This is a genomic window from Pseudomonas sp. MBLB4136, from assembly GCF_051904765.1.
Taxonomy (GTDB): Bacteria; Pseudomonadota; Gammaproteobacteria; order Pseudomonadales; family Pseudomonadaceae; genus Aquipseudomonas.
Genome location: NZ_CP196713.1, coordinates 4,194,068 through 4,217,338, shown reverse-complemented (window position 1 = coordinate 4,217,338; position 23,271 = coordinate 4,194,068). Strand labels below are relative to the sequence as shown.

General features: G+C 67.2%; 18 protein-coding genes. 9 read left to right on the top strand and 9 right to left on the bottom strand.

Annotation, left to right across the window (positions count from 1 at the left end):
• The first annotated feature begins 48 nt into the window (after nucleotides 1-48).
• From ACSX1D_RS19395 to creC, 3 genes are all read left to right on the top strand, one after another.
• Nucleotides 49-2,079, top strand: a complete 2,031-nt coding sequence (locus tag ACSX1D_RS19395; RefSeq protein ID WP_439860017.1) for a methyl-accepting chemotaxis protein — start codon at nucleotides 49-51, stop codon at nucleotides 2,077-2,079.
• Nucleotides 2,080-2,243: 164 nt separating this feature from the next.
• A complete protein-coding gene (gene creB / locus ACSX1D_RS19390; RefSeq protein ID WP_439860016.1) occupies nucleotides 2,244-2,957 on the top strand; it encodes a two-component system response regulator CreB in 714 nt (237 codons plus the stop codon).
• A 1-nt stretch (nucleotide 2,958) separates the two neighbouring features.
• On the top strand, nucleotides 2,959-4,383 hold the full coding sequence (gene creC / locus ACSX1D_RS19385; RefSeq protein ID WP_439860015.1) for a two-component system sensor histidine kinase CreC: 1,425 nt from the start codon (nucleotides 2,959-2,961) through the stop codon (nucleotides 4,381-4,383).
• Nucleotides 4,384-4,391: 8 nt separating this feature from the next.
• Here creC and mgtE read toward each other — a convergent pair whose 3' ends face one another.
• Complete coding sequence (gene mgtE, locus ACSX1D_RS19380) at nucleotides 4,392-6,038, bottom strand: magnesium transporter (RefSeq protein ID WP_439860014.1); 1,647 nt, start codon at nucleotides 6,036-6,038, stop codon at nucleotides 4,392-4,394.
• A 296-nt stretch (nucleotides 6,039-6,334) separates the two neighbouring features.
• Here mgtE and ACSX1D_RS19375 point away from each other — a divergent pair, with 296 nt between their 5' ends.
• Together ACSX1D_RS19375 and creD are read left to right on the top strand one after the other, a co-directional pair.
• Entirely contained in the window at nucleotides 6,335-6,769 is a 435-nt protein-coding gene (locus ACSX1D_RS19375) for a CBS domain-containing protein (RefSeq protein WP_208707214.1), read from the top strand.
• Between the two features lie 120 nt (nucleotides 6,770-6,889).
• Complete coding sequence (gene creD, locus ACSX1D_RS19370; RefSeq protein WP_439860013.1) at nucleotides 6,890-8,248, top strand: cell envelope integrity protein CreD; 1,359 nt, start codon at nucleotides 6,890-6,892, stop codon at nucleotides 8,246-8,248.
• A gap of 238 nt (nucleotides 8,249-8,486) precedes the next feature.
• On the opposite strand, the gene ACSX1D_RS19365 is transcribed toward creD, so the two are convergent.
• Nucleotides 8,487-9,116, bottom strand: coding sequence for a glutathione S-transferase family protein (locus ACSX1D_RS19365; RefSeq protein WP_439860012.1), 630 nt, complete (start codon nucleotides 9,114-9,116; stop codon nucleotides 8,487-8,489).
• A 219-nt stretch (nucleotides 9,117-9,335) separates the two neighbouring features.
• Here ACSX1D_RS19365 and ACSX1D_RS19360 point away from each other — a divergent pair, with 219 nt between their 5' ends.
• Nucleotides 9,336-9,602, top strand: a complete 267-nt coding sequence (locus ACSX1D_RS19360; RefSeq protein WP_208707209.1) for a DUF4212 domain-containing protein — start codon at nucleotides 9,336-9,338, stop codon at nucleotides 9,600-9,602.
• 11 nt (nucleotides 9,603-9,613) lie between these two features.
• Nucleotides 9,614-11,380: a sodium:solute symporter family protein gene (locus tag ACSX1D_RS19355; protein WP_439860011.1), complete on the top strand. Its 1,767-nt coding sequence runs from the start codon at nucleotides 9,614-9,616 to the stop codon at nucleotides 11,378-11,380.
• Nucleotides 11,381-11,744: 364 nt separating this feature from the next.
• Here the strand turns inward: ACSX1D_RS19355 and ACSX1D_RS19350 are convergent, their stop codons facing one another.
• From ACSX1D_RS19350 to ACSX1D_RS19330, 5 genes are all read right to left on the bottom strand, one after another.
• Nucleotides 11,745-12,317 carry an SCO family protein gene (locus ACSX1D_RS19350; protein ID WP_439860010.1) on the bottom strand — a complete coding sequence of 191 codons (573 nt, stop codon included), beginning with the start codon at nucleotides 12,315-12,317 and terminating at the stop codon, nucleotides 11,745-11,747.
• A 29-nt stretch (nucleotides 12,318-12,346) separates the two neighbouring features.
• Nucleotides 12,347-14,191, bottom strand: coding sequence for a multicopper oxidase family protein (locus ACSX1D_RS19345; protein ID WP_439860009.1), 1,845 nt, complete (start codon nucleotides 14,189-14,191; stop codon nucleotides 12,347-12,349).
• A gap of 339 nt (nucleotides 14,192-14,530) precedes the next feature.
• A complete protein-coding gene (locus tag ACSX1D_RS19340; RefSeq protein ID WP_439860008.1) occupies nucleotides 14,531-15,238 on the bottom strand; it encodes a 3'-5' exonuclease in 708 nt (235 codons plus the stop codon).
• Nucleotides 15,235-17,166 carry a putative nucleotidyltransferase substrate binding domain-containing protein gene (locus tag ACSX1D_RS19335; RefSeq protein ID WP_439860007.1) on the bottom strand — a complete coding sequence of 644 codons (1,932 nt, stop codon included), beginning with the start codon at nucleotides 17,164-17,166 and terminating at the stop codon, nucleotides 15,235-15,237. Before ACSX1D_RS19335 ends, ACSX1D_RS19340 begins: the two co-directional genes overlap by 4 nt.
• A gap of 124 nt (nucleotides 17,167-17,290) precedes the next feature.
• A complete protein-coding gene (locus ACSX1D_RS19330) occupies nucleotides 17,291-19,468 on the bottom strand; it encodes a malate synthase G (RefSeq protein ID WP_439860006.1) in 2,178 nt (725 codons plus the stop codon).
• A gap of 301 nt (nucleotides 19,469-19,769) precedes the next feature.
• Between ACSX1D_RS19330 and ACSX1D_RS19325 the strand changes: the two genes are divergently transcribed.
• Both ACSX1D_RS19325 and ACSX1D_RS19320 read left to right on the top strand, forming a co-directional pair.
• Nucleotides 19,770-20,228 carry a GNAT family N-acetyltransferase gene (locus tag ACSX1D_RS19325; protein ID WP_439860005.1) on the top strand — a complete coding sequence of 153 codons (459 nt, stop codon included), beginning with the start codon at nucleotides 19,770-19,772 and terminating at the stop codon, nucleotides 20,226-20,228.
• Nucleotides 20,229-20,286: 58 nt separating this feature from the next.
• Nucleotides 20,287-20,805 carry a glycine cleavage system protein R gene (locus tag ACSX1D_RS19320; protein ID WP_439860004.1) on the top strand — a complete coding sequence of 173 codons (519 nt, stop codon included), beginning with the start codon at nucleotides 20,287-20,289 and terminating at the stop codon, nucleotides 20,803-20,805.
• Between the two features lie 314 nt (nucleotides 20,806-21,119).
• On the opposite strand, the gene rarD is transcribed toward ACSX1D_RS19320, so the two are convergent.
• A complete protein-coding gene (rarD, locus tag ACSX1D_RS19315; RefSeq protein ID WP_439860003.1) occupies nucleotides 21,120-22,013 on the bottom strand; it encodes an EamA family transporter RarD in 894 nt (297 codons plus the stop codon).
• Nucleotides 22,014-22,265: 252 nt separating this feature from the next.
• Nucleotides 22,266-23,240 (bottom strand): serine/threonine protein kinase, encoded by a 975-nt coding sequence (locus ACSX1D_RS19310; RefSeq protein ID WP_439860002.1) that lies wholly within the window; start codon nucleotides 23,238-23,240, stop codon nucleotides 22,266-22,268.
• Between the last annotated feature and the right edge of the window lie 31 nt (nucleotides 23,241-23,271).

The following is a 23,271-nucleotide window of genomic DNA, read 5'->3' as shown; positions in this document are numbered from 1 at the left end:
TTGCCGCCGCCCTTGCCGGTCGCGGCCTGGATTCGGAGAGAAATCGCTATGACCGGAGTACTGAAGCCAGGTGTGCGCCTGCTGGAGCGTTTCAGCTTTGCGCGCAAGTTTCAGCTGTTGTTCGTCCTGTTCGTGCTGCCGCTGGCCTATGCGCTATGGGGCATCAGCAGCGACCATCTGGCGCGCCTGGAGCTGCTCGACCGCAAGCTCGAGGGCATGCAGGGGGTACAGGGGCTGGCCGCGGTGCAGCAGGCACTGATCGAGCAGCAGACCCTGTTGTCGCGCTGGAAGGGCACCGACGCGTCGGCCGAGCCGTTGCTGCGGCAGCACGCCAGCGCGCTCGACCAGGCGCTGGAGCAGGCGGCCCGGGCCCAGGCCGCCGGCCGGCCGAGCCAGATGGCGGCCAGCCAGTTGAAGGCGGTGCAGGGCGCGCGGCCGCAGCTGAGCGCCGAGGCCTTGGGCAAGATGGCGTTACCGGACGCCCTGGAGCGTTACCAAAGCACCCTGATGCAACTGGCCGTGCTGCGTGAGCAACTGGCCACCGACAGCGGCCTGATTCTCGCCGCTGACCTCGACACGGCGCTGCTCACCGAGCAGCTGACCCTGACCCTGCCGCTCGTGCTGGAGCGCCTCGGCAGTTTCGTCGCCCATGGCTATGGCGCGGTGCTGTCGCAGCGCTTCACCCTGCAGAACCGCCTGCTGATCGGCGAGCTGCGCCGTGGCCTGGAGGAGTCGCAGAGCCAGCTGGTCAAGGCGCAGCAGGCCCTGGAACAGAGCGCCCCGGAACTGATGCGCACGCTTCATGAGCCTTTCGCCCAGGCCCTGAGCGGCCTCGAGCGGTTTCTCGCCGAGGTCGATCGCGACATGTTCGAAGCCAGTCCCATGAGCCTCAGCCCCGAGCAGCTGGTGCAGCGCACCGAGGCACTGCACCAGCCCCTGCAGGCGCTGCAGCAGGCGCTCTATCGGCAGTTCGCCGCGAGCCTGGGCGACTATCGGCGTGACGCGCAGGCGGCCATGCTCCAGGTGGTCGGCCTGTTCGTCGGGCTGACCCTGCTGGCGCTCTATGTGCTGCTGTGCCTGAACGCCTCGATCCGCCGTAGCACCGCCGGCATCATCCAGGCTGCCCAAGGCCTGCGCGACGGCGACCTGCGCGTGCAGATGCAGGTGCACGGCGCCGACGACCTGGCCGGCATCGCGATGGCCTTGAACACCGCGGTAGCGCAATTGCGCGGTTCGCTGCAGGGGGTCAACCGGGAGAGCGAGCAGCTCGGTGGCACGGTGCAGGCGCTCAGCGGTCAGGCGCAGAACGCCCTGAGCGCGGTGGAGCAGCAGCAGGGGCAGATGAGCCAGATCGCCACTGCCGCCACGCAGATGGCCGCCACCGCCCAGAGCGTCGCGCAGAGCTGCGAGGAGGCGGCGGTCGAGGCCGGCCACACCCGCGAGATCGCCAATCAGAGCAACCAGCGCAGCGCCCGCACCAGTGCCAGCATGCGCCAGCTGAGCAGCCGCCTGGGCGACAGCGCGGCGGCGTTGCAGCAGCTGCGCGAGCAGACCGAGCAGATCACTCGGGTGGTGGATGTGATCAAGGGCATCGCCGAGCAGACCAACCTGCTGGCGCTCAACGCTGCCATCGAGGCGGCGCGGGCGGGCGATCAGGGCCGCGGTTTCGCCGTGGTCGCCGACGAGGTGCGCTCGCTGTCGCAGCGCACGCAGAACTCCACCGCGGAAATCGCCCAGACCGTCGCCGACCTGCACCGGGTGGTCGGTCAGTCGGTGGGCCTGATGGAGGAAGCCGTGCGCCAGGCCGAGGGCGATGTCGGCAGCGTGCTGGCCATGGGCGAGGACCTCGACGGCATCGTCCAGTCGGTGCAGCGGGTCAGCGACCGCCTGGCGCAGATCGCCACCGCCGCCGAGCAGCAGGCGGCCACCGCCGACGAGGTCAGCGGCAGTATTCAGCAGGTCGACCAGGCCGCCAGTGCCCTGCTCGATGGTGCCCAGGCGGTTAGCAGTGCCGCCGAGCAGCTGCGCCGCGGCAGCCAGGAGCTGGCGCAGAATACCGGGCGCTTCAAACTCGATTAGCCGGCGCGCCGCCATCAGTAGGGTGCGCCCTGCGCACCGCCTGAACCGCACCCAGGCAGCCTAGGCCCTGGTGCGCACGGCGCACCCTACCGGCATGTTCCGAGGTTGACGCCTGCGCCCGGCTGCCGCAGGCTCCTCGCCGAGTTGCCCGAGAGCAGGACGCCATGCCGCATATTCTGATCGTCGAAGACGAAGCCGCGATCGCCGACACCCTGGTCTATGCCCTGCAGGCCGAGGGCTTCGCCACCAGCTGGCTGAGCCTGGCCGGCGAGGCGCTCGAGCGGCTGGCCTGTGAGCCCTTCGACCTGGTGATTCTCGATGTCGGCCTGCCGGACATCAGCGGTTTCGAGGCGTGCAAGCGCCTGCGGCGCTTCTCCGAGGTGCCGGTGATCTTCCTCACCGCGCGCGACGCCGAGATCGACCGGGTGGTGGGGCTGGAGATCGGCGCCGACGACTATGTGGTCAAGCCCTTCAGCCCGCGCGAGGTGGCGGCAAGGGTCAAGGCCATCCTCAAGCGGGTCGGGCCGCGATCGGTTGGGCCGCATTCGGTCGGGCCGCGTGCGGTCGAGCCGGCGCCGCTCGCAGAGGGTGCCTTTCGGGTCGATACCCAGCGCTTTCAGATCCACTACCTGGGCCAGGTGCTGGCCCTGACCCGCCACGAGTTCCGCCTGCTGCAGGCCCTGCTGGCGCAGCCCGAGCGGGTGTTTTCCCGCGAGCAGCTGCTCGACGCCCTGGGCGTGGCCAGCGAGGCCGGCTACGAGCGCAGCATCGACAGCCATATCAAGAGCCTGCGCGCCAAGCTGCGCCAGGTCGCCGCCGACCGCGAACCGATCCAGACCCATCGCGGCCTGGGCTACAGCTGCAGCCCGGAGCGCTGAGATGCCCCTGGGCGTGCGCATCTTCCTGGTCTACTTCCTGTTCGTCGGCCTGGCCGGCTGGTTCGTGCTCAGTACCGTGATGGACGAGATCCGCCCCGGGGTGCGCCAGTCCACCGAGGAGACCTTGGTGGATACCGCCAACCTGCTGGCGGAGATCCTGCGCCACGAGGTCAAGGCCGGCAGCCTGGCGCAGAGCCGCCTGCCGGCGCTGCTCGAGGCCTACGGTCGGCGCCGGCCGCAGGCGCAGATCTGGGGCGTGGAGAAGAGCCAGGTCAATCACCGCATCTATGTCACCGACGCCGCCGGCATCGTCCTGCTCGACTCCAGCGGCGTCGCCGTGGGCCAGGACTATTCGCGCTGGAACGACGTGTTCCTCACCCTGCGTGGCCAGTACGGCGCCCGCTCCAGCCGCGAGGACCCGAGCGACCCGGACTCCTCGGTGATGTACGTGGCGGCGCCGATCAGGGACGGCGAGCGGATCATCGGGGTGGTCTCGGTGGCCAAGCCGAACCGCAGCCTGCAGCCCTATATCGACCGTTCCCAGCAGCGGCTGGGCTGGCTCGGCGCCGGCCTGATCGGCCTTGGCCTGCTGGTCGGCGCGTTGCTGTCCTGGTGGCTGAGCGGCTCGCTGCGCCAGCTGACCCGCTACGCCCAGGCCGTCAGCGCCGGCCAGCGCGCCGAGCTGCCGAGTCTGCACGGCGGCGAACTGGCGCAACTGGCCCAGGCCCTCGAACGCATGCGCACCGAACTGGAGGGCAAGGCCTACGTCGAGCGCTATGTGCACACCCTGACCCACGAGCTGAAGAGCCCGCTGGCGGCGATTCGCGGCGCCGCCGAGCTGCTCGACGGCGAGATGCCGGCCGAACAGCGGCGCCGCTTCGTCGGCAACATCGACCAGGAAGCCGGGCGCATGCAGCAGCTGATCGAGCGCCTGCTGCACCTGGCTCAGGTGGAGCAGCGCCAGGGCCTGGAGGAGCGGGTCAGGGTGCCGCTGGGCGAGCTGTTCGCGGCGTTGCTGCAGGCCCAGCAGGCCCGTATCCAGCGCGCCGGCCTGCGCATCGAACAGCGGATTGCGGCCGACCTGGCGGTGCGCGGCGAGCGCTTCCTGCTGCGCCAGGCCCTGGCCAACCTGCTGGACAACGCCCTGGACTTCACCCCCGAGGGCGGCTTGATCCGTTGCAGTGCCGAGGTTCGCGACGGGCAGGTCGAACTGCGCCTGTTCAATCAGGCCGAGGCCATTCCTTCCTACGCCCTGGCGCGCCTGTGCGAGCGTTTCTACTCCCTGCCGCGCCCCGGCGGCGGGCGCAAGAGCAGCGGCCTGGGGCTGAACTTCGTGCAGGAGGTGGCGACGCTGCACGGCGGCGCGCTGCAGATCGGCAATGTCGAGGGCGGGGTCGAGGTCATGTTGAGCCTGCCGCGCGTCTGAGCTCCGCCTTACAACAGCAGCAGGCTGGCCAGGCCGAGGAAGGCGAAGAAGCCGACGATGTCGGTCACGGTGGTGAGGATTACGCTGCCGGCCAGGGCCGGGTCGATGCCCATGCGCTCGAGCAGCAGGGGGATTCCCCAGCCCGCCAGCGCCGCGCACAGCAGGTTGATCAGGATGGCGCTGCCGAGCACCGCCCCCAGGCCCCAGTGGCCGAACCAGGCGACCGCCAGCAGGGCGATGACCACGGCCCAGAGCACGCCATTGAGGATGGAGATGCCCAGCTCGCGGTTGAGCAGGATGCGGAAGTTGCCCTTCTGCACCTGGCCCAGGGCCAGGCCGCGGATCACCAGGGTCAGGGTCTGGCTGCCGGCGATGCCGCCCATGCTCGCCACTATGGGCATCAGCACGGCGAGCGCGACCAGTTGTTCGAGGGTGGCCTGGAACAGGCCGATCACCCAGGCGGCGCTGAAGGCGGTGATCAGGTTGATGCCCAGCCAGACCGCGCGGCGGCGCGAGCTGACCAGCACCGGGGCGAAGATGTCGGCCTCATCGTCCAGACCGGCCATCTGCATCAGGGTGCGCTCGGAGTCCTCGCGCATAAGGTCGGCCACGTCGTCCAGGGTGATTCGGCCGATCACCCGGTTGTGTTCGTCCACCACCGGGGCGGACAGCAGGTTGAGCTCCTTGAAGACCTGGTCGACCTCGCTGCCACTGGCGTCGGCGGCGATGCCGACGATGGCGCTGTCCAGCAACTCCGCCACGGCCCGGTCGAGGTCCGCGGTGACCAGCACGCTCAGGCGCAGCCCGCCCTGGTAGTGGCCCTTGCGGTCGACCACCATCAGCAGGTCGGTCTGCGGCGGCAGGGTTTCCAGTAGGCGCAGGTAGCGCAGCACGGTGCTGACCCTGACGTCGGCGCGGATCTGGATCGCGTCGGCGTTCATCAGGCCGCCGGCCGAGTCCTCCGGGTAGGCCAGCATCGACTCGAGCTGGCTGCGCTGGCTGGCACTGCTGGCGTGCAGCAGCTTGGCGCCCAGCTCGGAGGGCAGGGTCTGGATCAGGTCGACGCGATCGTCGAGCTCCAGGTGACTGGCCGAGGCGATCAGGTCGTCGAGGTCGAGCTCCAGGGCCAGGGCGATGCGGATCTCGTCGTGCAGGTAGGTCAGCACCTTGCCGGCCCGTTCCGTCTCGACCATGCTCCAGACGCTGCGCCGTTCCTCCGGCGGCAGCGCCTCGAGCAGGCCGGCGACCTTGGCCGGGTGCATGCGGTGGAGGATCTTGCCGACCCGCTTGAGCTTCTTCAGGCCCAGGGCGTCGCGGATGGCCTCCAGGTGGTTGATCTCGCCTTGGCCGCTGTCCAGGGTCGCGTCCTGCTTGGCCTGCTGCGCATCGGCCGACTCCCCGGCCAGCTGCCGGCGCAGCTTGATGCTCAGGTGCGGCAGCACCCGCCCTTCGCGCGCCGGGTCGATCTGCTGCCACAGGGCCAGGCGCGGCTCGTCCTCGAGCAACTCGAGCATGGCGGCTACCTTGGCCGGGTGCATGCGCCCCAGCAGCTTGCGCACGCGCTTGTTCTTGCCGCTCTCCAGCGCCTGGATGATCTGTTCGCTGTCGCTGCGGCTGTCTTTGCTGTGGCGAGCGTCAGGTTCGGTCGACTTCATAAGGCCCAGGTTCGCGCTAGAAACATAAGAAGGTTCGTGCCCCGAGACCGGGGGGCGGTCGGTGCCGCCCGTGCGGCGCGGGGCGGCATGCGCCGCTGCAAGTATGGCCCGGCTGCGGCGGTTGCGGGCAACGCCGCCTGTGCGCCGTGCCGCCCGCGCGTTGGCGGGGGCAGACTACCGAGTTTCTGCGCGGGCGAACAGGACCTCGAGGGCCCACTGCATTGGCTATCATTGAAGGCGGCGCACCGCGGCCCATGCCTCGTGGCGCGCCCCTCCACAGCCCCGGGAAGTCACGTATGAAAACAGTCGCCGAGATTCTTCGCAGCAAGCAGTCCGCCGCGGTCCATAGCGTCAGCCCCACTACAACGGTGCTCGACGCCATCAAGCTGATGGCCGAGAAGGGCATCGGCGCCCTGGTGGTGCTGCACAACGGGCGCCTGGCGGGCATCGTCAGTGAGCGCGATTACGCGCGCAAGGTGGCCCTGCTCGAGCGCTCGGCCTTCTCCGCCCAGGTCAGCGAGATCATGACTGCCGAGGTGATCACCGTCGGCCCGAGCCAGACGGCCCAGGAGTGCATGCAGCTGATGACCGACCGCCACCTGCGCCACCTGCCGGTGATGGCCGAGGGCGAGCTGATCGGCCTGCTGTCGATCGGCGACCTGGTCAAGGAAACCATCGCCGAGCAAGCCCGCCTGATCCAGCAGCTGGAGCAGTACATCCGCGGCGAATAGCGCCTGGGCACGTAACCCGGCGCACGCACAATCTCCACGCAATCTCCACCGTGCCAGCATAAAACCACCCCATGGCCTGGCCAGACTCCGCCTACCTTAGTCACTGCGGAGCGCTGCGCCATGAACCGAATCCTGGCTTTCAAACTGGGCACCATTGCCCTGCTGATCCTGTTGTTGCTGATCCCCCTGTCGATGATCGATGGCCTGGTCGGCGATCGCCAATACCAGCGCGCCGGCGTGCTGCAGGACATCGCCCGCAGCTCCAGCTACCGCCAGCGGATCAGCGGGCCGATCCTGGTGCTGCCCTACACCAAGACCTGGCTGGAGTGGAAAACCCACAAACAAAGCGGGGAGCGCTATCAGGAGCAGCAGCAGTCCCGCGGGCGTCTGTACTTCCTGCCGGAGCGCTTCGTGCTCAACGGCGAGGTGACCACCGAGCGACGTGCGCGGGGCATCTACGAGGCGTTGCTGTACCGCAGCGACAACCGCATCAGCGGCGCCTTCAAGCTGCCGGCGCGCCTGGGGCTGGGCGACGATCTGGGCCTGTACAGTTTCGCCCGGCCGTTTCTCGCGGTGGGCATCAGCGATGTGCGTGGTATCGGCAATGACCTGCAGCTGCGCCTCAATGGCCAGAGCCTTGGCTTCGCGCCGGGCAGCGGCGACGAGCGCTTCGGCCCCGGCGTGCACGCGCCCTTGCCGGCCCTGGACAGCCAGGGCGGCCAGCTGCTGGAGTTCGCCTTCAACCTCGAGCTGCAGGGCACCGAGCAGCTGGACATCACCCCGGTGGGCCGCGACAGCCGGGTCGAGCTGCGCGCCGACTGGCCCCATCCGAGCTTCGTCGGCGAGTACCTGCCAAGCCGGCGCGAGGTGACCGCCGAGGGCTTCCTGGCGCAGTGGCAGACCAGCTTCTTCGCCACCAACCTGGAGCAGGGCCTGCAGGACTGCGTGCGCAAGGGCGACTGCCAGGCGCTGTCCGGCCGCAGCTTCGGGGTCAGCTTCGTCGATCCGGTGGACCACTACCTGAAGACCGACCGGGCGATCAAGTATGCGCTGCTGTTCATCGCCCTGACCTTCGCGATGTTCTTCCTGTTCGAGGTGCTCAAGCGTTTGGCCGTGCATCCGGTGCAGTACGCCCTGGTCGGCCTGTCCCTGGCGCTGTTCTACCTGCTGCTGCTGTCGCTGTCCGAGCACCTGGGCTTCGCCCTGGCCTACGGCCTGTCGGCGCTGGCCTGCGTGGCCCTGAACGCCTTCTACGTCAGCCATGTGCTGCACAGCCGCCTGCGCGGGACAGGTTTCGGCGCGCTGCTTGCGGCGCTCTATGCCCTGCTCTACGGGCTGCTCAGCAGCGAGGACTATGCCCTGCTGATGGGCTCGCTGCTGGTGTTCGGCGTGCTCGGCGGGGTGATGGTGCTGACCCGCAAGCTGGACTGGTACGGCGTGGGGCGCAACGTCGGCAGCAGTCCGCTCAACCAGGCCTGAGGAGCCGGGCGCGGCCCAGGTCGCGCCCTTGCTGGAGGGAATCGCCATGCGTGTCGTACTGCAATTTACCGCCTGCTTCGTCCTGGGCCAGTGCGCCCTGCTGATGGCCCTGGGTTTCTTCCACCTGTGGTATCGGCCATGAGCGGGCATGTCGGCCTGCGCGAGGACGTGCGGCTGGGACGCCTGCTGGCGCGGCGCATCGCCCGGCTGTTTGTGCCGCCGGGGTGCGGCTGCCGATTCAGGCCGGCGGCAGGGTCGCCTGCATCGAGGGGCGCAGGCTGACCTCGGCGAACCAGGCGGCCAGCTGCGGAAAGCGCTGGCGCCAGTCCAGCTCGGGCTGGCGTAAGTCCAGGTAGCCGAGGGCGCAGGCCAGGCCGATGGCAGCGATGTCGAAGCGGCTGCTCAGCTCGGCGATGCCCTGTTCCTCGAACTGCCGCAGGGAACGCTCGATCTTCTCGCCCTGGGCCGCGAGCCATTGCGGCCAGCGCTTGTCCTCCGGGCGCAGGAAGCTCTCGTAGCGCATGCCCACGGCGGCATCGAGGATGGCATCGGCCAGCGCTGCCAGGGTCAGGCGGCGCCAGCGCGCGGCCCCGCACGGCGGGATCAGCGGCTCGCCGACGTGCTGCTGGTCGAGGTACTCGAGGATCACCCGGCTGTCGAACAGCACGTTGCCGTCGGCCAGGCGCAGGGCGGGAATCTTGCCGGCCGGGTTGTGCGCGTTGAGCGTCGCGCTGGGGCTGACCGGGGTCAGCTGCACCTCCTCCAGTTGCACCCGTTCGCGCTGGCCGGTCTCGTGCAGCAGCACCAGGACCTTGCGCACGAAGGGCGAGGCGGGGGAGTGGAACAGGGTCATGCTGGGCGTGGCCATAGGCGCTCCTCGATTCGCTAGCCGGCCCAGCCTAGCAGCCTGGGCGGCGGCGGCCCAGCTTGGACTGCGCCGGGCATGGCGCCGTGGCGGCGCGCCGGGCACCGGCGTGACCGGTGCAGCGAGCGGCGGTATGGCCTTCGACCAAAGTCGCGTTATCGGTCATCGCGGGGACTGCTATGTTGAATGCGTAAAACAACAAAAACCCTTGAGGAGCACCTCATGTCCGCTAGCAAAGAAGAGGCTGCCAAAGCCTATTGGAAAGACAACCTGCGGCTGATGCTGATACTGCTGGCCATCTGGTTCACGGTGTCGTTCGGCTGCGGGATCCTGTTCGTCGAACAGCTCAACGCCATCCAGTTCTTCGGCTTCCCCCTGGGCTTCTGGTTCGCCCAGCAGGGTTCCATCTACGTGTTCGTGGTGATGATCTTCTTCTACGTGTGGAAGATGAATCAGTACGACCGCAAACACGACGTCCACGAAGACTAAAGGCGCCGAGCATGGATACCCAAACCCTGATCTACCTGTTCGTCGGCGCGACATTCGCGCTCTATATCGGCATCGCGCTGTGGACCCGTGCCGGCTCCACCAGCGAGTACTACGTCGCCAGCAAGGGCGTACACCCGGTGCTCAACGGCATGGCCACCGGCGCCGACTGGATGAGTGCGGCATCGTTCATTTCCATGGCCGGGATCATCTCCTTCGTCGGCCTCGACGGTAGCGTCTACCTGATGGGCTGGACCGGTGGCTACGTGCTCCTGGCCATGTGCCTGGCGCCCTACCTGCGCAAGTTCGGCAAGTTCACCGTGCCGGACTTTATCGGTGAGCGTTACTACTCGCAGACCGCGCGCCTGGTGGCGGTGGTGTGCGTGATCTTCATCTCCTTCACCTACGTGGCCGGGCAGATGCGCGGCGTCGGTATCGTCTTCTCCCGCTACCTGGAAGTGGACATCAACACCGGCGTGGTCATCGGCATGTGTATCGTGTTCTTCTACTCGGTACTCGGTGGCATGAAGGGCATCACCTACACCCAGGTGGCGCAGTACTGCGTGATGATCTTCGCCTACATGGTGCCGGCGATTTACATCTCCATGCTGATCACCGGCAACCCGATCCCGCAGCTGGGCTTCGGCAGCGAGGTCACCGGTACCGGTCAGTCGGTGCTCGAGCGCCTCAACGGCCTGGGCACCGAGCTGGGCTTCGGCACCTACACCGACGGCAGCAAGTCGACCATCGACGTGTTCTTCATCACCATGGCGCTGATGGTCGGTACCGCCGGCCTGCCCCACGTGATCGTGCGCTTCTTCACCACCCCGACCGTGCGCGCGGCCCGTCAGTCCGCCGGTTATGCGCTGCTGTTCATCGCCATCCTCTACACCACCGCGCCGGCCGTGGCCGCGTTCGCCCGCACCAACCTGCTGACCACCATTCCGGGGATCAGCTACGAGGAGGCGCCGCAGTGGATCAGCAACTGGGAGAAATCCGGTCTGATCGCCTGGCTGGACAAGAACGGCGACGGCAAGATCCAGTACGGCCCGGGCGCGCCGTTCGCCGGTGCGCCGACCTTCGCCGAGGAACGCGGCGAGCATGGCCAGCGCCTGGTGACCAACGCCCCGACCGATGCCGCCACCGAGCTGTACGTGGACCGCGACATCATGGTTCTGGCCAACCCGGAAATCGCCAACCTGCCGGGCTGGGTGATCGCCCTGATCGCTGCCGGTGGTCTGGCGGCGGCGCTGTCGACCGCGGCCGGCCTGCTGCTGGTGATCTCCACCTCGATCTCCCACGACCTGCTGAAGAGCGCGATCAAGCCCAACATCAGCGAAAAGGGTGAACTGCTCGCCGCGCGTATCGCCGCCGGTGTGGCGGTGGTGGTGGCCGGCCTGTTCGGCATCTACCCGCCGGCCTTCGTGGCCCAGGTGGTGGCGTTCGCCTTCGGCCTGGCGGCGGCCTCGTTCTTCCCGGCCATCGTCATGGGCATCTTCTCCAAGAAGATGAACAAGGAAGGGGCGATCGCCGGCATGGTGGTCGGCCTGGCCTTCACCTTCAGCTATATCGTCTACTACAAGTTCATCAACCCGACCGCGGGCCCGAACGAGTGGTGGTTCGGTATCTCTCCTGAGGGCATCGGTACCCTGGGCATGCTGTTCAACTTCGCGGTATCGCTGGTGGTTTCCAAGGTCACCGCCGCGCCACCGGATCATATCCAGCACATCATCGAGGACATCCGCATCCCCCGTGGTGCCGGAGCCGCCATCGACCACTAAGCGCTAGCGCGCACTCACCAACGCCCCGGAAACGGGGCGTTGTCGTTTCCGCGCGGTGCGTCCAGTCGGCGGCCGATCTGCTGCTGCAGTGCTGGACGAAAAACAGCCAGCCCTGGCAATGCCCCGCGGCTGCTGGATCGTGGCGCTCGGGGCACAGCTTATCCACAGGCCGATGCACAGATACTGTGTCTAACTGCCTACCTATCTTGTTGAAATGGCTCAATAAATAGCCAAGGCCCGGGAGCCGTTGCGGCGCCTGGGCCGGGCGCCTGTTCGTACAGCTTATCCACAGCGCTATCCACCGCTTCTGTGGGCAACGGGCTGCAGTGTCCGGCTTGCCCAGGAGGCCCGTGTCGTGGCGCGCTCAGATGTCGACGTGCTCGATAGTGCCCATGATCTGCCGGGGCGTGGCCAGGGCAGGGGCCATGGTCCAGCGCCGGTAGCGCTCGTTGCCGATGCGCAGCATGCCGGTGTGGCTGTTCTTGTCGGCGTCGAGCGCCGGATCGGGGTCATAGAAGCCGAGGCTGTAGCGCAGCTGCTCCACCTCCTCGGGGGCGCCGGTGAGGAACAGCCAGCCGGGGCCGATGCGCTGCTGCCTGGCGTATTCCCCGAGCACCTCTGGGCTGTCCAGCTGCGGTTGCAGGCTCAGCGAATAGAGAAACACCTCGCGGCCGGCGCGATCGCCCAGCAGCCTGTACACCTGGCGCAGATTGGCCGTGGCCGTGGGGCAGATGCCGGTGCAGGCGGCGTACATCATGTTGATGACCACCAGCTTGTCGCGCACCAGGTCGTCGTAGAAGCGCACCGTCTGGCCCGTGTGGGTCTGCAACCGGGTATTGGGGATGCGCCGGTCGCCGCCCCGGGCGCCGGCGTGGCAGCCGAGCGCCGTGACACCTAGGGCACCCAGGCCCAGCAATAACTCTCTGCGTGTGTTCATCTGCCGTTCACCTCCTGGCTGAGGGGGGGTCAGGCGTCCTTGCTCTCGACATCCCAGCGCACCATCATCGCGTGGTCCTCATGGATCACGTTGTGGCAGTGCATGACGTACTTGCCGGTAAAGTCGCGAAAGCGCACCAGCACCTTGATGGTCATGGTCTGGTGCAGCTCGAAGACGTCCTTGCGCCCGCGCTCATGGGGTGGGATCGGCACCTCGACGCCATCGATGCTCTTGCTGAGGATGCGGCCTTCCTCCAGGTGCAGGTGGATCGGGTGGGACCAGCCACCGGACTTGCCCACCAGCTCCCAGATCTCCGCGCTGCCCTTGTCGATCCGGGCCCTGGGGTTGTCCCGGTCGAACAGCCGACCGTTGACCATCCACAGGCCGTTCTTGCGGTCGAACTCCCAGCGCCGCACCTTCAGCGTGGCGAGCTCTTCCGCCGTGGGCAGTTCAGGCAGCGGGCGCAGGGCCGCGGGCACCTGGCTAAGGTCCTGTTGTGGTGGGTAGCGGTCGACGATGAACTTCAGCACCCGGTCGCCCGGCTTCCTGACGTCCTTGGGCTTGCGCGTGCTGTCCTGGCGCAGGCGGTTGACCAGGTACAGTTCGGTGTTGATCGGATAGCGGGAGAAGTCCACCACGATGTCGGCGCGCTCGGCCACGGCGATACGCACCTTGCGCTGGTTGAGCAGCGGCGTCGGCAGCAGGTTGCCGTCGTTGGCGATATAGGTGAAGGACTGCTCGCGGTCCCGACCGTCGACCAGGTAGAACTCGTAGAAGCGGCTGGGCCCGCTGTTGAGCAGGCGCAGGCGGTACTTGCGCGCGTCCACGCGCAGCACCGGCTCGATCTTGCCGTTGACCGTGACCTTGTCGCCGAGCACGCCCTCGACATGAAATTCATCCCAGAACAGGTAACCGTCGGGGTCGAAGCGCTTGTCGCCGAAGGCCAGAGGATAGTCGTAGCGGCCGCTCGGCAGGCGCAAGGCTGACGAGCTTGCGTCGGTCTCATTGCCCGAGTCGAGATCGTCGAACAACAGGTAGAACCCCGCCAGGCCGCGGTAGACGTTCGGTGCGGTGAAGTCCTCGGTGTGATCGTGGAACCATAGGGTTCCCAGGGCCTCCTTGGGGTCGCCGAAGCCCCCGCCGTATTTGGCCCGCCAGTCTTCGTAGCCGGCGTAGACATTGGGATAGAAGTGATCCTTGAAGGTGCCTTTGCCTTCGTTTGGTCCCAGCTCCTTCAGCGTCGGCCCGGCCTTGTCCTTGCGGTAGTAGTCGCTGGGGTAGCCGTCGCAGCCGGAGGACATGTGCAGGTTGTGCAGGTGGGTGGAGATCTCTGGGCTGCCGAAGCCCACATGATCCTTGGGTAGATCGTTGTGGAAGCGGCAGACCACCGGCTTGCCGTAGCGGGCCAGGATGGTGGATGGCAGGGTTGCCTCGCGGCCTGCGCTGACGTAGGTCCAGGCGGTCTGCCAGGGTAGGTCTGGATGAAAACTCCAGGGGATCTCCTTGGCGGTCAGCTCATAGAGGGTCGGGGCACCGAGGGCGGCGACTATCTCGTCGTAGCGCTGGTGCGGCTCGCGCCCGGCCTCCTTGTCGTCGAACTTCGGCTGTGCCTCGGCAGTCGGGACCAAGGTGTCGGAGGGCCTTACGGGGACGATTGCTCTGGGCAGTTCTTCCTGCCAGGGCCGGGTCGGCGGGCTGGGCGGGAACACCGGTTGGGGCGTGGTCACCCACTCGGCAGCATCGCCCGCTCGGCTGCGCAACAGCAGGGGGGCCGCCATCGCCGTCGCGGACAGCTTGAGGAACGAGCGCCTGTCCGGGCCCTCAGGGTTGTCTTCCGCTCGAGTCGGAGTCGATCGTTTGCCATTCTCTTTCATGAATAGAGCCTCTGTATCCCGGTTACCGAAGCGGCGGAACATTGGCGAGTAGGTCGTTGGAGAATGGCTGTGGAACGAAACTGCGCTGCGGCCCCTCCAGCATGGCGCGTGGGGACAACTAACACGTGCTCGCCGTATAAATAAAGCTGGCTGGTGACGACGTGTCAATTTAACGGCAAATTGCTATCTATCGTCTATTTGTTGGAATAAATAACTGATTTATATGGAATGTGGTTGTTTTTATAATGGCCGTCAGGGTGCTGGGAGGCCCGATATTGCGAAATATATTGAGCGCGGGGCGCTGGGGGGATAAGGGGGGCACTGGCGTCTGAGGATGCCTCAGAATGCCTGCACCCGCTGGCGTCGGCGCCAGCCCTGCAGGCGTTGCTCGAGGGCCTGCAGGCTGTCCAGCTGCTGGCGGCGGGCGCGGCTGAACAGGATCAGCGCCAACTCGGCGGTGACCAGGGCGTCGGCGCTGGCGTGGTGGCGCTGCTGCGCCTGCAGGCCGAAGTGCCGGGCCCAGTCGTCGAGGCCGCCGCGGGCGATGTGCGCCTGTGGGCAGAGCAGCGGCGCCAGCTCGGCGAGGTCGAAGAAGCGGTGGCGCAGGCGGTGGCCGAGGGCCTGCTTGAGGGCACGGCCGAGCATGCGTCGGTCGAAGCCGGCATGAAACGCCAGCAGCGGGCTGTCGCCGAGAAACTCCATGAAGTCCAGTAGCGCCTCGGCGCGCTCGCTGCCGGCGGCGATAGCGCTGGGGGCCAGGCCATGGATCAGCACGCTGGCGCCCAGCTGTCGATCCGGGCAGCGCAGGGTGCGCTCGAACTGCTGGCCCAGGTCGATGGCGCCGCCCTCGATCACCACCGCGCCGATCGACAGCACCTGATCGCGGCGCAGATCCAGGCCGCTGGTTTCCAGGTCGAGCACCACCAGGCGCTGTTCGTTCAGCGCTCGCTCATCCAGTGGCGCCGGGGCCGCGAGGCGCGCCCGGCGATCCAGTTGTGTCTCGAGCAGGGCCGGCCCGCGGCCGGTCAGCCAGGTGAACTGACTCATAGTTGATAACGCAGTGCCAGGCTGCTCTGCAGGCGCTTGGCCTGGCGGAAGGACTCGCGCAGGATGCGCCGGTCCAGGTGGTTGAGGCTGTCCGGGTCGAGGCGGTTGGAGTACGCCTGGTGCTCGCGGGCCTGCAGCTGGTGCTGCTGCATGCGGGTCTGCTGGATGAAGTGGTAGGCCTCCTCGTAGGCGGCACCGTCGAGGGGGGCGATGACCTGCCTGGCGATCAGCTCGCGCAGGCGTTCCAGGGTGTTGCAGGTCTCGATGCCGTGGGCCAGGGCGAGCAGGCGGGCGCCGTCGACGAAGGGCGTCAGGCCCTGCACCTTGAGGTCCAGGGTGTCCTTCTCGGCCCCCTTGCGGGCCACCACGAAATCGCGGAAACGCCCGACCGGCGGGCGCTGGCGCAGGGCGTTCTCGGCCATCATGCGCTGGAACAGGCTGTTGTCGGCGATCCGCCGCAGCAGCTCCTCGCGAACCCGCTCGCAGCCCTCGTCCGGCCCCCAGACCACGCGCATGTCGAAATAGATGCTCGAGGCCAGCAGGTTCTCCGGGGTGGCCTCGTCGATGAAGCCGGCGAAGCGCCGTGTCCACTCCTGGCGCGACAGGCACAGCTCGGGATTGCCGGCCATGATATTGCCCTTGCACAGGGTGAAGCCACACTGCGCCAGGCGCTGGTTGATCTCGCCGGCCAGCGGCAGCAGGCGCCGGCGCATGTCGGCGGCCTCGGTCTTGTCCGCGGCCTCGAACAGGATGCCGTTGTCCTGGTCGGTGTGCAGGGTCTGCTCGCGCCGCCCTTCGCTGCCGAAGCACAGCCAGGTGAAGGGCACCCCGGGATCGCCGAGGTCCTCCAGGGTCAGCTCGATCACCCGGCACACCGTGTGATCGTTGAGCAGGGTGATGATGTGGGTGATCTGGGTCGAGCTGGCGCCGTGGGCGAGCATGCGGTCGACCAGCTGGCGGATGTCCTCGCGCAGCGCGCTCAGGGTCTCGATCCGCCCGGCGTGGCGGATGGTGCGCGCCAGGTGGACCAGGTCGACCCGCTGCAGGGAGAACAGGTCGCGCTCGGAGACCACGCCGCACAGGCGCTCGTGCTCCACCAGGCAGACGTGGGCGATGTGCCGCTCGGTCATGGCGATCGCCGCGTCGAAGGCGCTGGCATCCGGCGCCAGGTGGAAGGGCTTCGCGGTCATCAGGCGCTCGATCGGCTGCTCCAGCGACTCGCCGTCGGCGATCACCCGCCGCAGGTCGCGCAGGGTGAAGATGCCGAGGGGCTTGAGCGCCGGGTCGACGATGACGATGCTGCCGACGTGCTGCTCGTGCATCAGCTTGACCGCCTCGCGCAGCGGCGTATCCGGCGCGCAGCTGATCGGCTGGCGCATGGCCAGCTCGCCCAGGCGGGTATCCAGGGAATACTGCGCGCCGAGGGTCTCCACCGCGCGTAGCTGCACCTGCTGGTTGACCTGCTCGAGCAGGCTGCTGACCCCGCGCAGGGCGAAGTCGCGCAGCGGGTTGGATACGTTGAACAGCTTGGTGAACGCCGCCTTGCCCAGCAGCAGGCAAAAGGTGTCTTCGGCGGCCAGGTGCTCGGTACGGGTGGCGCGCTCGCCGATCAGCGCGGCCAGGGGAAAGCACTCGCCGCTGGTGATCTCGAAGGTGGTCTCGGTGCCGCGCCGCGCCGAGTGCGGGCGTTCGCCGTGCACGCGGCCCTGCTTGACGATGTAGAAGTGTTCGACCGGGCCATCGGCCGGCTTGATGATGGTTTCGCCTTCGCCGTAGAAGCGCAGCTGGCAGTGTTCCACCAGGTAGGCCAAGTGGGCCGTATCCATCTGATTGAAGGGCGGGAACTTCTGCAGAAACTCCATGGTGCCGTGGATGTTCTGCATGACGGCGGTCTTGCCCGCCTGGGCGAAGGCGTCCGCTTTGCTCATGGCCGGTCTCGACGATTCACTGAGGGGGTATGGTCGTCCGCGGACGGCCGTCTGCACATTGGACGTAAGTCTAGAGCATAAAAAAACCGCCCCGGAGGGCGGTTCTTATTGCAGCAGCTGCAGGTTACAGGCCGTTCCTGGCCTTGAACTCGCGGCGCCGGCGGTGCAGCACCGGCTCGGTGTAGCCATTGGGCTGCTTGGCGCCTTCGACCACCAGTTCCAGGGCGGCCTGGAAGGCGATGTTGTTGTCGAAGTCCGGCGCCATTGGCCGGTACAGCGGGTCGCTAGCGTTCTGCCGGTCGACCACCGGCGCCATGCGCTTGAGGCTGGCGACGATCTGCTCCTCGCTGGCGATGCCGTGGCGCAGCCAGTTGGCCAGCAGCTGGCTGGAGATGCGCAGGGTGGCACGGTCTTCCATCAGGCCGACGTCGCTGATGTCCGGCACCTTGGAGCAGCCGACGCCCTGGTCGACCCAGCGCACCACGTAGCCGAGGATGCCCTGGGCATTGTTGTCCAGTTCGTTCTGGATTTCCTCGGCCGACCAGTTGGTGTCGGCGGCCAGCGGGATGCTCAGGATATCGTCGACCGAAGCCGGGGTACGCTGGGCCAGTTCGGCCTGGCGGGCGAACACGTCGACCTGGTGGTAGTGCAGGGCGTGCAGGGTGGCGGCGGTCGGCGAGGGAACCCAGGCGGTGTTGGCGCCGGACAGCGGATGGGCGACCTTCTGCTCGAGCATGCCGGCCATCAGGTCGGGCATGGCCCACATGCCCTTGCCGATCTGCGCGCGGCCCTGCAGGCCGCAGGCCAGGCCGACGTCGACGTTGTTGTTCTCGTAGGCGCCGATCCACTTCTCGGCCTTCATGGCCGCCTTGCGCACCATGGCGCCGGCCTCCATGGAGGTGTGGATTTCGTCACCGGTGCGGTCGAGGAAGCCGGTGTTGATGAACACCACGCGCTCGCTGGCGGCCTGGATGCAGGCCTTGAGGTTAACCGTGGTGCGGCGCTCCTCGTCCATGATGCCGACCTTGAGGGTATTGCGCGGCAGGCCGAGGACGTCCTCGACGCGGGCGAACAGCTCGTTGGTGAAGGCGACTTCTTCCGGACCGTGCATCTTCGGCTTGACGATATATACGCTGCCGGTGCGGGTGTTGTGGCGGCTGGTGTTGCCATTGAGGTTGTGGATGGCGATCAGGCTGGTGATCAGGCCGTCCATCATGCCTTCCGGCACCTCGAAACCCTGGCTGTCGACGATGGCGTCGATGGTCATCAGGTGGCCGACGTTGCGCACGAACAGCAGGGAGCGGCCATGCAGGGTCAGCTCGCTGCCGTCCGGCTGGGTGTAGACGCGGTCCGGGTTCATGGTGCGGGTGAAGGTCTGGCCGCCCTTGGACACCTGCTCGGCGAGGTCGCCCTTCATCAGGCCCAGCCAGTTGCGGTAGACCACCACCTTGTCGTCGGCGTCGACCGCGGCGACCGAGTCTTCGCAGTCCATGATGGTGGTCAGGGCGGCTTCCATCAGCACGTCCTTGACCCCGGCCGCATCGGTGCTGCCGATCGGGCTGTCGGCGTCGATCTGGATCTCGAAGTGCAGGCCGTTGTGCTTGAGCAGGATGGCGAACGGCGCATGGGTGTCGCCCTGGAAGCCGACCAGCTGGGCGTCGTCGCGCAGGCCGGTGTTGCTGCCGCCCTTGAGGCTGACCAGCAGGCGGGCGCCTTCGATGCGATAGCCGGTGGCGTCGACATGGGAGCCGGCTGCCAGGGGCGCGGCCTGGTCGAGGAAGGCGCGGGCGAAGGCAATGACCTTGTCGCCGCGGACCTTGTTGTAGCCCTTGCCCTTCTCGGCGCCGCCGTCTTCGCTGATCACGTCGGTGCCGTACAGTGCGTCGTACAGCGAGCCCCAGCGGGCGTTGGAGGCGTTCAGGGCGAAGCGCGCGTTCATCACCGGCACCACCAGCTGCGGGCCGGCCAGGTGGGCGATCTCGTCGTCGACGTTCTGCGTGCTGATCTTGAAGTCGGCCGGTTGCGGCAGCAGGTAGCCGATCTCCTCGAGGAAGGCCTTGTAGGCCGCGGCATCGTGGGCCTGGCCAGCGCGGGCCTGGTGCCAGGCGTCGATCTGCGCCTGCAGCTGGTCGCGCTTGGCCAGCAGGGCGCGGTTCTTCGGCGCCAGTTCGTTGATCACGGCCTCGACACCGCTCCAGAACTTGTCGGCGGTGATGCCGGTCCCGGGGATGGCTTCGTTGTTAACGAAGTCGAACAGCACTTTGGCGACCTGCAGGCCACCGACTTGAACGCGTTCAGTCATCACTTGCCTCACTCTGCTCAGCTCTTCAGCTCTACTTAATAGCCGCGTGGAACCCGGGGGTTACGTCTTGTAGTCCGAGGCGCGGCATACTACATCAAGATTATCGGAAAATCAGCGGGGGTCGCGTCGTTCTGCGACCGTAAAGTGCTTTGCAGTCACGCGATGAGCGCTTTGTCTTAAATATCTGTGTTTATTGTTTCATAAAGCTAGCTAAACGGTATACGACTTATTGTGCGGCGCCCGTCGGCCGACGTGAGCGACGCCTGCCTATACTGCGATCATCACCCGAAGGAGCCGAGCGATGCGTATAGCCGCGGCCACTACAGAGGATCTCGACGAATTGGCCGAGCTCTTCGCCGCCTATCTGCGTTTCTATCAGGTGGACAGATCCCTGGCCGCGGTCCGCGCCTTTCTCGTCGAGCGCCTGAGCCGCGGCGACTCGACCCTGCTGGTCGGGCGTGACGCGACCGGCGCCGTCCTCGGTTTCGTGCAGCTCTATCCCTACTTCGCGTCCCTGGCACTGCGCCCGGCCTGGCTGTTGAGCGATCTCTACGTGGCACCGGCGGCGCGTCGGCGCGGCGTCGGCAGCGCGCTGATGAATGCCGCACGGGTGCAGGCCGAGGCGAGCGGCGCCTGCGGATTGCAGCTGGAGACGGGGAAGGGCAATCTGGAGGCCCAGGCGCTGTACGAGCGCCTCGGTTATGTACGTGATGAAGTGTTCTTTACCTACTGGCTGCAGCTGTCTCGCCGCAACCCTTGATGCCACTGGCGCGGACGCTGCCGGCGCTGTCTTCACCTGAAACGATGAGAGGCATTCCATGGAGCACCTGGTACTTACCGTAATCGCCCAGGATCAGCCGGGGCTGGTCGAGCGCGTCGCCCAATGCGTGGCCAACCACGGCGGCAACTGGCTGGAGAGCCGCATGTCGCGCATGGCCGGGCAATTCGCCGGGATACTGCGCATCGCCGTGCCGGCCGAGGCGCGAGCCGGACTGGTCGAGGAGTTGCAAGGCCTCGGTGCCCAGGGCATCCGCGTGCTGCTGGCCGACAGCGGCGCGGAGCCGGTGTGCAGCTGGAAGCCGATACTCCTCGACCTGGTCGGCAACGACCGGCCGGGCATCGTCCGTGACATCACCAGCCTGCTCACCGCCCAGGGGGTCAACCTGGAGAGCCTGGTCACCGAGGTGATGCCGGCGCCCATGAGCAGCGAGCCGTTGTTCCACGCCGAGGCGTTGCTGGCGGTGCCGCTGGAGCTGTCCCTGGAGATGTTGCAGGGCAAACTGGAGGCACTGGCCGATGACCTGATGGTCGAGCTCAATCTGCGCACCGAGAACTGAGGGGGTGACCGAGAGCGGATATCCACGGCTGATGTGCGTAGGGCTGTGGATAACCTGGGGGGCGGCGGTGCGCGCGCTAGTGCCCCGGGGTCTGCCGAGTTCTGATTAAAAAACCAGCAATTTCAATGGCTTGTGCACAGAGATCGGGGATCGTTCTGTGGATAAGGTCGGGATGACTGGCTGCAGGCCAGGTCCGGCGCGGGTTGCGCCGGGCTGCTCGTTTATTGTCCAGTTGACCGCCGGACATCGCCCCATGGATGCCTGCGGCTGGCTGAGGGTTGTCCTCACCCAGGCGCAGGGTTCAGCCCGGGCGATCAGGCCCGGCCGCGGCGCCGCAGGGTCAGCCAGGCGTCCAGGCTGTAGAGCGCCAGGCCGGCCCAGATGCAGACGAAGGCCAGTAGCTTGGCCGGGTCGAAGTGTTCGCCGTACACCAGCACCGCCAGCAGCAGCACCAGGGTCGGGGCGATGTATTGCAGAAAACCCAGGGTGGTATAGGGCAGATGACGCGCGGCGGCGTTGAAGCAGACCAGCGGCACCAGGGTGATCGGCCCGGCGGCCATCAGCCAGAGGGCTTCGCTGGTGCCCCAGAAGGGGGCCTGGCTGCTCATCGCGGCGGGGTGCAGCAGCAGCCAGGCCAGGGCGACCGGCAGCAGCATCCAGGTTTCCACCACCAGGCCCGGCAACGCGGCGACCGGCGCCTGCTTGCGGATCAAGCCGTAGAAACCGAACGTCAGCGCCAGCACCAGGGATACCCAGGGCAGGCTGCCCAGTTGCCACACCTGTTGCGCCACGCCCAGGGCGGCCAGGCCCACGGCCAGCCACTGCAGGCGGCGCAGGCGCTCGCCGAGCAGCAGCAGGCCGAGCAGGACATTGATCAGCGGGTTGATGTAGTAGCCCAGGCTGGCCTCGAGCATCCGTTCGTTGTTCACTGCCCACACGTACACCAGCCAGTTGCAGGCGATCAGTGAGCCGCAGGCGGCCAGCACCGCGAGGCGCCTGGGGTGCTCGCGCAATTCGCGCAACCAGCCTGGGTGCTTCCAGGCCAGCAGCAGGGCGGCGCCGAACAGCGCCGACCAGAGCACCCGGTGGACGATGATCTCCAGTGCCGGGACGCTCTGGATGGCTTTGAAGTAGAGGGGGAACAGGCCCCAGATGATGTAGGCGGTGAGGCCCAGAATATACCCGCGGCGCGGGTCGACGGTGGCCATGCAGAGTCCTTGCTTAGGCTACTAACTAAAGGCCAGGGATTCTAGTTGGCCGCACCGGCACTTGTCTGGTCGTTCAGCTTCGCCGGCGCTGCCTGCCGAGCAATTAGTGTAAGCCAGGCTTTACGGCTTGGCCGCAACTGTAGTGCTGTTTAGCTGTACGGCCCGGTTGCTGGCGCCTCGGCTTGCAGCGCTCTTCTGCAACTGATCGATTAAATGCTCGGAGGGTTCCTCGCTCGTCCGTGATCGGGGGGCTCAAAACAGCTTAAGCGGCTCCTCGTCCAGCGCCGCCAGCTGCTCACGCAGCATCAGCACCTGCTCGCCCCAGTAACGCTCCGTGCCGAACCAGGGGAAACTGTGGGGGAAGGCCGGGTCGTCCCAGCGGCGCGCCAGCCAGGCGCTGTAGTGCATCAGGCGCAGAGCGCGCAGGCCTTCGATCAGGGGCAACTCGCGTGGGTTGAAGTCGTGGAACTCCTGGTAGCCGTCCATCAGCTCGGACAGCTGGCCGAGGCGCTCGTGGCGCTCGCCTGCCAGCATCATCCACAGGTCCTGCACCGCCGGGCCCATGCGGCAGTCGTCGAGGTCGACCATGTGGAAGGTCTCGTCGCGGCACAGCAGGTTGCCGGGGTGGCAGTCGCCGTGCAGGCGAATCGCCTGCACCGGGGTGTTGGCGAACAGGCCGTCGAGCCGCTTGAGCAGGTCGCGGGCCACCGACTCGTAGGCCGGCAGCAGGCTGCGCGGGATGAAGCCGCCGTCCAGCAGGGTGGCGAGCGACGCGTGGCCGTAGTTGTCCACGCCGAGGTGCTCGCGGTGGCTGAACGGCCGGGTCGAGCCGACCGCGTGCAGGCGGCCGAGCAGCTGGCCGAGGCGGTACAGCTGATCCAGATTGCCCGGCTCCGGGGCGCGGCCGCCGCGCCGGGGGAACAGGGCGAAGCGAAAGCCGGCGTGCTCGAACAGGGTTTCGCCATCGCGGGCCAGGGGCGCCACCACCGGCACTTCGCACTCGGCCAGCTCGAAGCTGAAGCTGTGCTCCTCGCGGATCGCCGCATCGCTCCAGCGTTGCGGGCGGTAGAACTTGGCAATCAGCGGCGTCTGGTCTTCGATGCCCACCTGGTAGACGCGGTTCTCGTAGCTGTTGAGCGCCAGGATCCGTGCATCGCTGAGGTAGCCGAGGCTTTCCACGGCATCCAGGACCAGGTCGGGGGTGAGGGCGTCAAAGGGATGGGACATGGGCGACTCCGCGGCGGTGATCGCCCAGTGT

What these genes read in the sequence shown, in the direction of transcription:
- ACSX1D_RS19395 (WP_439860017.1), top strand. Translation starts at nt 49, where the DNA reads ATGACCGGAGTACTGAAGCCAGGTGTGCGCCTGCTGGAGCGTTTCAGC.
- creB (WP_439860016.1), top strand. Translation starts at nt 2,244, where the DNA reads ATGCCGCATATTCTGATCGTCGAAGACGAAGCCGCGATCGCCGACACC.
- creC (WP_439860015.1), top strand. Translation starts at nt 2,959, where the DNA reads ATGCCCCTGGGCGTGCGCATCTTCCTGGTCTACTTCCTGTTCGTCGGC.
- mgtE (WP_439860014.1), bottom strand. Translation starts at nt 6,038, where the DNA reads ATGAAGTCGACCGAACCTGACGCTCGCCACAGCAAAGACAGCCGCAGC.
- ACSX1D_RS19375 (WP_208707214.1), top strand. Translation starts at nt 6,335, where the DNA reads ATGAAAACAGTCGCCGAGATTCTTCGCAGCAAGCAGTCCGCCGCGGTC.
- creD (WP_439860013.1), top strand. Translation starts at nt 6,890, where the DNA reads ATGAACCGAATCCTGGCTTTCAAACTGGGCACCATTGCCCTGCTGATC.
- ACSX1D_RS19365 (WP_439860012.1), bottom strand. Translation starts at nt 9,116, where the DNA reads ATGGCCACGCCCAGCATGACCCTGTTCCACTCCCCCGCCTCGCCCTTC.
- ACSX1D_RS19360 (WP_208707209.1), top strand. Translation starts at nt 9,336, where the DNA reads ATGTCCGCTAGCAAAGAAGAGGCTGCCAAAGCCTATTGGAAAGACAAC.
- ACSX1D_RS19355 (WP_439860011.1), top strand. Translation starts at nt 9,614, where the DNA reads ATGGATACCCAAACCCTGATCTACCTGTTCGTCGGCGCGACATTCGCG.
- ACSX1D_RS19350 (WP_439860010.1), bottom strand. Translation starts at nt 12,317, where the DNA reads ATGAACACACGCAGAGAGTTATTGCTGGGCCTGGGTGCCCTAGGTGTC.
- ACSX1D_RS19345 (WP_439860009.1), bottom strand. Translation starts at nt 14,191, where the DNA reads ATGAAAGAGAATGGCAAACGATCGACTCCGACTCGAGCGGAAGACAAC.
- ACSX1D_RS19340 (WP_439860008.1), bottom strand. Translation starts at nt 15,238, where the DNA reads ATGAGTCAGTTCACCTGGCTGACCGGCCGCGGGCCGGCCCTGCTCGAG.
- ACSX1D_RS19335 (WP_439860007.1), bottom strand. Translation starts at nt 17,166, where the DNA reads ATGAGCAAAGCGGACGCCTTCGCCCAGGCGGGCAAGACCGCCGTCATG.
- ACSX1D_RS19330 (WP_439860006.1), bottom strand. Translation starts at nt 19,468, where the DNA reads ATGACTGAACGCGTTCAAGTCGGTGGCCTGCAGGTCGCCAAAGTGCTG.
- ACSX1D_RS19325 (WP_439860005.1), top strand. Translation starts at nt 19,770, where the DNA reads ATGCGTATAGCCGCGGCCACTACAGAGGATCTCGACGAATTGGCCGAG.
- ACSX1D_RS19320 (WP_439860004.1), top strand. Translation starts at nt 20,287, where the DNA reads ATGGAGCACCTGGTACTTACCGTAATCGCCCAGGATCAGCCGGGGCTG.
- rarD (WP_439860003.1), bottom strand. Translation starts at nt 22,013, where the DNA reads ATGGCCACCGTCGACCCGCGCCGCGGGTATATTCTGGGCCTCACCGCC.
- ACSX1D_RS19310 (WP_439860002.1), bottom strand. Translation starts at nt 23,240, where the DNA reads ATGTCCCATCCCTTTGACGCCCTCACCCCCGACCTGGTCCTGGATGCC.